This window comes from Pseudonocardia xinjiangensis (genome assembly GCF_012911925.1).
Classification (GTDB): domain Bacteria; phylum Actinomycetota; class Actinomycetes; order Mycobacteriales; family Pseudonocardiaceae; genus Pseudonocardia; species Pseudonocardia xinjiangensis.
Window position 1 is genome coordinate 64219 of the sequence record NZ_JAAXKY010000014.1, and the last position, 8603, is coordinate 72821.

The 8603-nt window shown below is 72.9% G+C and carries 7 protein-coding genes; 4 read left to right on the forward strand and 3 right to left on the reverse strand.

Annotated elements, in window-relative coordinates:
• Positions 1-279 precede the first annotated feature (279 nt).
• On the forward strand, positions 280-2547 hold the full coding sequence (locus HF577_RS07155) for an RNA degradosome polyphosphate kinase (RefSeq protein WP_169394958.1): 2268 nt from the start codon (positions 280-282) through the stop codon (positions 2545-2547).
• Positions 2544-3473 carry an NUDIX hydrolase gene (locus tag HF577_RS07160; protein WP_169394946.1) on the forward strand — a complete coding sequence of 310 codons (930 nt, stop codon included), beginning with the start codon at positions 2544-2546 and terminating at the stop codon, positions 3471-3473. The genes HF577_RS07155 and HF577_RS07160 overlap by 4 nt, the downstream gene beginning before the upstream one ends.
• 7 nt (positions 3474-3480) lie before the next feature.
• On the opposite strand, the gene HF577_RS39135 is transcribed toward HF577_RS07160, so the two are convergent.
• The 3 genes from HF577_RS39135 to leuC are packed head-to-tail and all read right to left on the reverse strand — an operon-like array spanning position 3481 to position 6045.
• Positions 3481-3981 (reverse strand): HU family DNA-binding protein, encoded by a 501-nt coding sequence (locus HF577_RS39135; RefSeq protein ID WP_169394947.1) that lies wholly within the window; start codon positions 3979-3981, stop codon positions 3481-3483.
• A gap of 58 nt (positions 3982-4039) precedes the next feature.
• Positions 4040-4633, reverse strand: a complete 594-nt coding sequence (gene leuD, locus HF577_RS07170; protein ID WP_169394948.1) for a 3-isopropylmalate dehydratase small subunit — start codon at positions 4631-4633, stop codon at positions 4040-4042.
• Positions 4633-6045, reverse strand: coding sequence for a 3-isopropylmalate dehydratase large subunit (gene leuC / locus HF577_RS07175; RefSeq protein ID WP_169394959.1), 1413 nt, complete (start codon positions 6043-6045; stop codon positions 4633-4635). Before leuC ends, leuD begins: the two co-directional genes overlap by 1 nt.
• Before the next feature lie 53 nt (positions 6046-6098).
• Between leuC and HF577_RS07180 the strand changes: the two genes are divergently transcribed.
• Positions 6099-6800, forward strand: a complete 702-nt coding sequence (locus HF577_RS07180; protein ID WP_169394949.1) for an IclR family transcriptional regulator — start codon at positions 6099-6101, stop codon at positions 6798-6800.
• 133 nt (positions 6801-6933) lie between these two features.
• Positions 6934-8603 (forward strand): Hsp70 family protein (locus tag HF577_RS07185; protein ID WP_169394960.1); only part of this gene is annotated, 1670 nt, incomplete at its 3' end.

Sequence of the window (8603 nt, forward strand, 5' to 3'; positions counted from 1 at the left end):
TCGGCGGAGTCCCGTTCCCCCATGTGACCAGCTCGTTTACGACCGGCGCATGGCGCTGAGCTGGGAAAGTGTCCGGCCTGAGGCAGAGTTCACCCAGTCGACCGTCCGCGGGCAGGGCAGGCAGGCCTCAGGTGGGACAGAATCACCATCGTGGGTGACGACGTGAGCAGTTCTGCAGTCCCGGAGCCCGGCCCCGAGGACCAGACGCCCGCGCGGGGCACGCGCGGGCGGCGGTCGCCGCGGCCGTCCACCCGGCGGGTCCACGCCGCGAGCCGCCCGGTGAGCAGCACCGCGGTACCGGTACGTGACGACGAGCCGGACACCGACCAGCGCAGCCACCGGGGCCGGCAGCCCGGGCCCACCGCCGCCCCCACCGGGGCCAACGCCGCAAGCCCGCACGCCCCGTCGATCTCGGCCGCCGCGGTGCCCGTCAGCCCGCCGGCGCGCACGCTGGCTCCGGTCTCCGAACTTCCCGACGACCGCTACCTCAACCGTGAGCTGTCGTGGCTGGACTTCAACGCCAGGGTCCTGGCGCTCGCCGAGGACCCCAGCCAGCCGTTGCTGGAACGCGCCAAGTTCCTGGCGATCTTCGCGTCCAACCTCGACGAGTTCTACATGGTGCGGGTGGCCGGGCTGAAGCGCCGCGACGAGACCGGGCTCGCCGTCCGCAGCGCCGACGGCCTGTCCCCCCGTGAGCAGCTGGCGCGGATCGCGGCGCGCACCCAGGCGATCTCCGAGGCCCACGCGCGGGTCTTCCTCGACCACGTGCGCCCCGAGCTCGAGGCCGAGGGCATCTGCATCCTGCGCTGGGGCGACCTCTCCGACGACCAGCGGGCCCGGCTCTCGGCCTACTTCTCCGCCCAGGTGTTCCCGGTGCTCACCCCGCTGGCGGTGGACCCGGCCCACCCGTTCCCCTACATCTCCGGGCTCTCGCTGAACCTCGCCGTCACCGTGCGCGACCCCGAGGGCCGCACGGAGCGGTTCGCGCGCGTCAAGGTGCCCAACAACGTGCCGCGGCTCGTACGGGTGCACACCGACGACGACACGATCACGTTCCTGCCGATCGAGGACCTGATCTCCGCCCACCTCGGCGAGCTGTTCACCGGCATGGAGCTCGCGGAGGTGCACGCCTTCCGGGTCACCCGCAACGCCGACGTGGAGGTCGAGGAGGACCGCGACGAGGACCTGCTGCAGTCGCTGGAGCGCGAGCTGGCCCGGCGCCGGTTCGGGCCCCCCGTCCGCCTCGAGGTCACCGACACGATGAGCGAGCACGTGCTGGAGCTGCTGCTGCGCGAGCTCGACGTCCACCCCGGCGACGTCGTCACCGTGCCGGGCCTGCTCGACCTCACCTCGCTGTGGGCCGTGCACGGCGTCGACCGGCCCGACCTCAAGGACGAGCCGTTCGTACCGGCCACGCACCCGGCGTTCGCCGACCGGGAGACCCCGCGCAGCGTGTTCGCCACCCTGCGGGAGGGGGACGTGCTCGTGCACCACCCCTACGACTCGTTCTCCACCAGCGTGCAGCGGTTCATCGAGCAGGCCGCGTCCGACCCGAACGTGCTCGCCATCAAGCAGACGCTCTACCGCACGTCCGGCGACTCCCCCATCGTCGACGCCCTCATCGACGCCGCCGCGGCGGGCAAGCAGGTCGTGGCGCTGGTGGAGATCAAGGCGCGGTTCGACGAGCAGGCGAACATCCGGTGGGCCCGTGAGCTGGAGAAGGCGGGCGTGCACGTCGTCTACGGGCTGGTCGGCCTGAAGACGCACTGCAAGACCTCGCTCGTGGTGCGCCAGGAGGGCTCGACGATCCGGCGCTACTGCCACATCGGCACCGGCAACTACAACCCGAAGACCGCGCGCCTCTACGAGGACCTCGGGGTGCTCACCGCCGACCCGACGATCGGCGCCGACCTCACCGACCTGTTCAACTCCCTCACCGGCTACTCCCGCCAGACCTCCTACCGCAGCCTGCTCGTGGCGCCCTACGGCGTCCGCCGCGGCATCGTCCGGCGGATCGAGGACGAGATCGAGGCCCACCGCGCGGGCAACCCGGCCGCACGCATCCGCTTCAAGGCCAACTCGCTGGTCGACGAGCAGGTGATCGACGCGCTCTACCGCGCGTCCCAGGCGGGCGTGCCGGTGGATGTGGTGGTGCGCGGCATCTGCGCGATCCGCCCCGGCCGGGCGGGGCTGTCGGAGAACATCCACGTCCGCTCGATACTGGGCCGGTTCCTCGAACACTCCCGGGTGTTCCACTTCGGCGCGGCCGACGAGTACTGGATCGGCAGCGCCGACATGATGCACCGCAACCTGGACCGGCGGGTCGAGGTGCTGCTGCGGGTGGCCGACCAGAGCCTCGCGGACAAGCTGGGCGAGATGTTCGACTCCTGCCTCGACCCCGCCACCCGGTGCTGGACGCTGCACGCCGACGGGTCGTGGGAGCCGTCGCCGCCGCCGGGGTCCGGGGTGTCACCGGTGCGCGATCACCAGGCCGAGATGATGCTGCGCCACGCAGCGGGCGCTGTGGCCGTGGCCGACGACGAATGAGCGCGGCACACCGCCCCGGCACCACCGACCGGACCAGGTTCGACGTGCTGGCCGCCGGGGCCGTGCTCTGGCGGCACGGCACCCACGGCGTCGAGCTGGGGCTCGTGCACCGGCCGAGCTACGACGACTGGTCGTTCCCGAAGGGCAAGCTCGATCCGGACGAGACCCTGCCCTTCGCCGCGGCCCGCGAGGTCACCGAGGAGACCGGCCAGCGCGTCCGGCTCGGCCCGGTGCTCGGCGACGTGCACTACCGGGTCCCCGAGGGCGACAAGCTGGTGCGGTACTGGTCCGCCGAGGCGTGCGGCGGCGACTTCGTGGCCAACGGCGAGACCGACGAGCTGCGCTGGGTCGACGTGCCCCACGCCGCCGAGATGCTGTCCTACCGGCGCGACATCGACGTACTGGCGCGGTTCGCCGCGATCGGGACACCGGCGTCCACGGTGCTGCTCGTGCGGCACGCCAAGGCGGGCAGCCGCAACCAGTGGGACGGCGACGACGCGCTGCGGCCGCTCTCGGGCACGGGCCACGAGCAGGCCCAGCGGCTGGCCCGCCTGCTGGCGCTCTTCGGCCCGGACCGCATCGCCAGCGCCTCCCCGGTGCGCTGCCGCGACACGGTGGCGCCGCTCGCCGAGGCGTACGGCATCCCGGTCCTCGACGTGCGGCTGCTCGGCGAGGACGAGTACGAGAAGGAGCCCGAGTCGGGGCTCGCCCGGTTCCGGGAGCTGGCCGCCGAGCCGGGCGTCACCGTGGCGTGCAGCCAGGGTGGCGTGATCCCGCACCTCATCGGCACGCTCGCCACGGGCTCGGGCGTGCCCGGGGTGGATCCCGGCCACGTGCAGGCGAAGAAGGCGAGCGCCTGGACGCTGACCTTCGGCACCGATGGCGCACTCCGCACGGCGGACTACTACCCGCGCCCGAAGGGCTGACCGCGGGCTACTTCTTCTTGCCCTTCCTGGGCTTGTCGTCCTTGCCCTTCGCCGGCTTGGACGCGGGCTTCGACCGGCCCGCCGCCTTGGCGGGCTTCCCGGCCTTCACCTTCACCTTCGCCTGCTTGCCGGCGGGCTTCCCGGCCGGCTCGGCGAGCGCTTCGGGCTCAGCGACCGCGGTGGCCGTGGCTGCCCGGGCGGAGGCCGCCACCGAGCGGGCAGGCGGCGGCACGGCGACACCGCTGACCGCCGAGCGGAACGCCAGCCCCGGCCGGAACGCCGGCACCGTGGTGGCCGGGACGGCCACGGTCTCCCCCGTGCGGGGGTTACGGGCCAGCCGGGCGGCGCGGGCCCGGGCGGTGAACACGCCGAAACCGGGAAGCGACACCGAGTCGCCCGATCCGACGGTCTCCACGATGGTCTCGAGCAGACCGTCCACCGCGGTGGCCGCGTTGCGCCGGTCGCCGAGCCGCGCCGCCAGCGCGTCCACGAGCTGCGTCTTGTTCATGGTCCAACCGTAGAACGCCCGGCCCGCTGTGGGCGCGTGACGTGGCCGGACCGACCGCTCAGACCACGGCCGTGGTGGGCAGCCGGGCCGGCCGGGACGCCTCGAAGGACGTGATGTCCTCGGCGTGGCGCAGCGTCAGGCCGATGTCGTCGAGCCCCTCGAGCAGGCGCCAGCGGATGTAGTCGTCGATCTCGAACGGCACGACGAGCTCGCCCGCCCGGACCGTGTTCTCCGTCAGGTCCACCGTGACCTCGGTGCCGGGGGCGTTCTCCAGCAGCTTCCACAGCAGCTCGACATCGGGCTGCGCCACCTGCGCGGCCACGAGACCCGCCTTGGCCGAGTTGCCGCGGAAGATGTCGCCGAACCGGGAGGAGATGACCACGCGGAAGCCGTAGTCCATGAGCGCCCAGACGGCGTGCTCGCGCGACGAACCGGTGCCGAAGTCCTGCCCGGCCACGAGCACGGTCCCGCGCGAGAACGGCTCGATGTTCAGGATGAAGTCCGGCTGCTGGCGCCAGGCCTCGAACAGCCCGTCCTCGAACCCCGTGCGCTTGACGCTCTTGAGGTGCACCGCGGGGATGATCTGGTCGGTGTCGATGTTGGCCCGGCGCAGCGGCACGCCGATGCCCGTGTGGGTGCTGAACGGTTCCATCAGTCCAGGTCCTCCGGAGAGCTCAGGGTGCCGCGCACTGCCGTGGCCGCGGCCACGAGCGGGGACACCAGGTGGGTACGGCCGCCCTTGCCCTGGCGGCCCTCGAAGTTGCGGTTCGACGTGGACGCGCTGCGCTCACCCGGCGCGAGCTGGTCGGGGTTCATCCCGAGGCACATCGAGCAGCCCGCGGAGCGCCACTCGGCGCCCGCACTGGTGAAGATCTCGTTGAGACCCTCGTCCTCGGCCTGGAACCGCACCCGCATCGACCCCGGGACGACCAGCATCCGGACGCCGTCGGCCACCTTCCGCCCCCGCATCACCGCTGCGGCGGCACGCAGGTCCTCGATGCGACCGTTGGTGCAGGAGCCGACGAACACGGTGTCGACGGACACCTCGCGCAGCGGGGTGCCGGCCTCCAGGCCCATGTAGGTGAGCGCCTTCTCCGCGGAGATGCGCTCGTTCTCGTCCACGATGCGGGACGGGTCGGGCACGCTCTCGGAGAGCGGCAGCCCCTGTCCCGGGTTGGTCCCCCACGTGACGAAGGGCGTGAGCGCGTCGGCGTCGATGTCCACCTCGGCGTCGAACGTGGCGTCGTCGTCGGTGCGCAGCTCGCGCCACGCCGCGACGGCCTCGTCCCACTGCTCGCCCTTCGGGGCGCGGTCGCGACCCTTCAGGTAGGCGAACGTGGTCTCGTCCGGGGCGATCATGCCGGCCCGCGCGCCGGCCTCGATCGACATGTTGCAGATCGTCATCCGCGCCTCCATCGAGAGGTTCTCGATGACGTTGCCCCGGTACTCGAGCACGTAGCCCTGGCCGCCGCCGGTGCCGATCTGCGCGATCATCGCCAGCACCACGTCCTTGCTGGTGACGCCCTCAGCCAGCCGCCCGTCGGCCGAGTTGACGTTGATCGCCATGGTCCGGAACCGCTTGAGCGGCAGCGTCTGGGTGGCCAGCACGTGCTCCACCTCGGACGTTCCGATCCCGAAGGCCAGCGCCCCGAAGGCGCCGTGGGTGGAGGTGTGGCTGTCGCCGCACACGACCGTGGTGCCCGGCTGGGTGAGGCCGAGCTGCGGGCCCACGACGTGCACGATGCCCTGCTCGGCGTGGTTCATCGGGTAGAGCGGCACGCCGAACTCGGCGCAGTTCTTGCGGAGGGTCTCCACCTGCGTGCGCGACACCGGGTCGGCGATCGGCAGCTCGACGCCGATGGTGGGCACGTTGTGGTCCTCGGTGGCCACGGTGAGATCGGGACGCCGCACTCCGCGGTTGGCGAGTCTGAGACCGTCGAACGCCTGGGGGCTCGTGACCTCGTGCACCAGGTGCAGGTCGATGTAGAGCAGGTCGGGCTCGTTGCCCTCGCCACGTCGAACCAGATGTTGGTCCCAGACCTTCTCCGCCAGCGTGCTTCCCATATCCATCCCAATCCTGCTGGACGTCCCATATATCGGGACGTTAATATCGTCCCGTGAGACAGCTTAGCGGCGTCGGCGTTCTGGACAAGGCTGTGGGCGTACTTCGGGCCGCCGCGGCCGAGCCGTGCGGGCTGGCAGAGCTCTGCGAACGGACCGGCCTGCCCCGCGCCACCGCCCACCGTCTCGCCGTGGGGCTCGAGGTGCACGGACTGCTGCACCGCGGTGCCGACGGGCGCTGGCGGCCCGGCCCCACGCTCGCCGAGCTCTCCGCAGGGGGCGTCGACCCGCTGCTCGAGGCGGCCGCGGCCATCCTGCCGCGGCTGCGCGACATCACCGGCGAGAGCGTGCAGCTTTACCGCCGGGACGGCACGCAACGCATCTGCGTGGCCACCGCGGAACCGGCCAGCGGGCTGCGCGACACCGTCCCCGTCGGCACGAGGCTGCCGATGACCGCGGGATCCGGGGCCAAGGTGCTGGCCGCATGGGCGGAGCCCACCGTGCAGCGCGCGGTACTGGCCGACGCCATGTTCGGCGAGCGGGTGCTCGTCGACGTCCGCAGGCGGGGCTGGGCCCAGAGCGTGGCCGAGCGCGAGTCCGGTGTGGCGAGCGTCTCGGCCCCCGTCCGCGACGGCTCCGGACAGGTGGTCGCGGCGGTCTCGGTGTCCGGTCCGGTCGACCGGATCGGGAGGCGCCCCGGTGTGCGCTGGGCCGCCGACCTGCTCGCGGCGGCCGAGGCGCTGCAGCACCGTTTGTAGCAGCCGCCGTGTAACGGCCGGATGTCGCATACGCATCGATACCCGCCGGTCGGGTGTCGGACCGGGCCGCTAACGTGACCGGCACTCTGCTCGATGGACACACAGAGTCGTACGGACACGAAGACGGGTGACGATGAGTTATCTGCTCGGCATCGATGTGGGCACCACCCGCACCGCAGCCGCTATCGGCCGGTCGGGTGGCCGCCCCGGTGATACCGAGATCGTCAACCTCGGCGACCGCTCCAGCGCCGTTCCCTCCGTCCTCTACATCGGCGACGACGGCACCGTGGTCGTCGGCGAGGCCGCCGAGCGGCGGGCGGTCAGCCACCCCGACCATGTGGTGCGCGAGTTCAAGCGCCGCATCGGCGACCCCACCCCGATCCTCGTCGCGGGCCGGCCGTGGGCTCCGGAGGAGCTGTCGGCCCGGCTGGTGCGCTGGGTCGTCGACCGGGCGGCGCAACGTGAGGGCGGCCCCGCCGTTCGCGTCGCGGTCACCCACCCCGCGTCGTGGGGCGCCCACAAGAAGGACCGGTTGGGCGGCGCGCTCGCCGGCCAGGGCCTGCCTGTCACGTTCATCGCCGAGCCACAGGCCGCGGCACTGCACTATGCGGCGGGCGAGCGGGTGGAACCCGGCTCCACCATCGCGGTGTACGACCTCGGCGGTGGCACGTTCGACGCCGCCGTCGTGCACAAGGACGGCCACGGCTTCACCCTCCTCGGGCGCCCGGAGGGCCTCGAGCGCCTCGGCGGCATCGACTTCGACGAGGTCGTCTTCGAGCACGTCCGCCAAGGGCTGCCAGAGGCGTTCGAGGGGCTCGACGACAACGACCCGGCGGTGCTGTCGGCCGTCGCGGCCGTCCGCCGCGAGTGCACCGAGGCCAAGGAAGCGCTCAGCAGCGACACCGAGGTCGCGATCCCGGTGATGACGCCCGCCGGGCAGGGCTCGGTGCGGCTGCACCGCAGCGAGTTCGAGGCCATGATCCGGCCCCGCGTCGAGGAGAGCGTCGACGCGCTGCGGCGGGCCGTGAGCTCGGCCGGCCTGGCGCCGGCGCAGCTCTCGGCCGTGCTGCTGGTCGGCGGGTCCTCGCGCATCCCGCTCGTGGGCCAGCTCGTGTCCGAGCAGCTCGGGCGCCCGGTCGCGGTGGACGCCGACCCGAAGAACGCCATCGCCATGGGCGCCGTGCTGTCGATGGTGCCGGCGTCGAGCACCGGGGCGATGCCGCAGGTGCCTCCGTCCCGCACCGGCCAGCTCGCCCGGCAGCCCTCCGGCACCGGAGCCACGCCGCCCGTCGGGGCGCAGTACCCCCCTCGGCCCGGCTACGGTGCCGCCGCGGCCGCAGGCGCGGCCGCCGAGCCCACCCAGTGGATGTCCGGCTCCGGCAGCGGCCCGATCGCTCCCGCTGCGCACGTGCCGGCCGTCTACCCGGAACGCCCGCGGCTCGACCAGGACGACCCGCCCGAGTTCGAGTACGCCGAGCACAGCCGCGGCCCGAGCCCGGTACGCCTGGTGAGCATCGGCGGCGCCGTCGCCGCGGTGGCCGTGGTCGCGGCCGTGTTCCTGTGGCCCACCGGGCAACCGGTTCCGGTCGACTCCAACTCGCCCAGTGCCGTCCCGCCCGCCTCGGCGGTGCAGGACCCCGGTTCCACTGCCGCGCCCGAGACCCGAGACGGCCGGCCCGCCGAGGAGGAGCCGTCGCACGGGCGTCCCGTCCCACCTTCTCCGCCGGGGGTGCGGCCCACTGGTGAGCAGCCGGCGCCGCCGAACCCGGGGGCCTCGACCACCCGGGACCAGCCCCCCACCAC

Coding starts and splice junctions, on each gene's coding strand:
- HF577_RS07160 (WP_169394946.1), top strand. CDS start 2,544: ATGAGCGCGGCACACCGCCCCGGCACCACCGACCGGACCAGGTTCGAC.
- HF577_RS39135 (WP_169394947.1), bottom strand. CDS start 3,981: ATGAACAAGACGCAGCTCGTGGACGCGCTGGCGGCGCGGCTCGGCGAC.
- leuD (WP_169394948.1), bottom strand. CDS start 4,633: ATGGAACCGTTCAGCACCCACACGGGCATCGGCGTGCCGCTGCGCCGG.
- leuC (WP_169394959.1), bottom strand. CDS start 6,045: ATGGGAAGCACGCTGGCGGAGAAGGTCTGGGACCAACATCTGGTTCGA.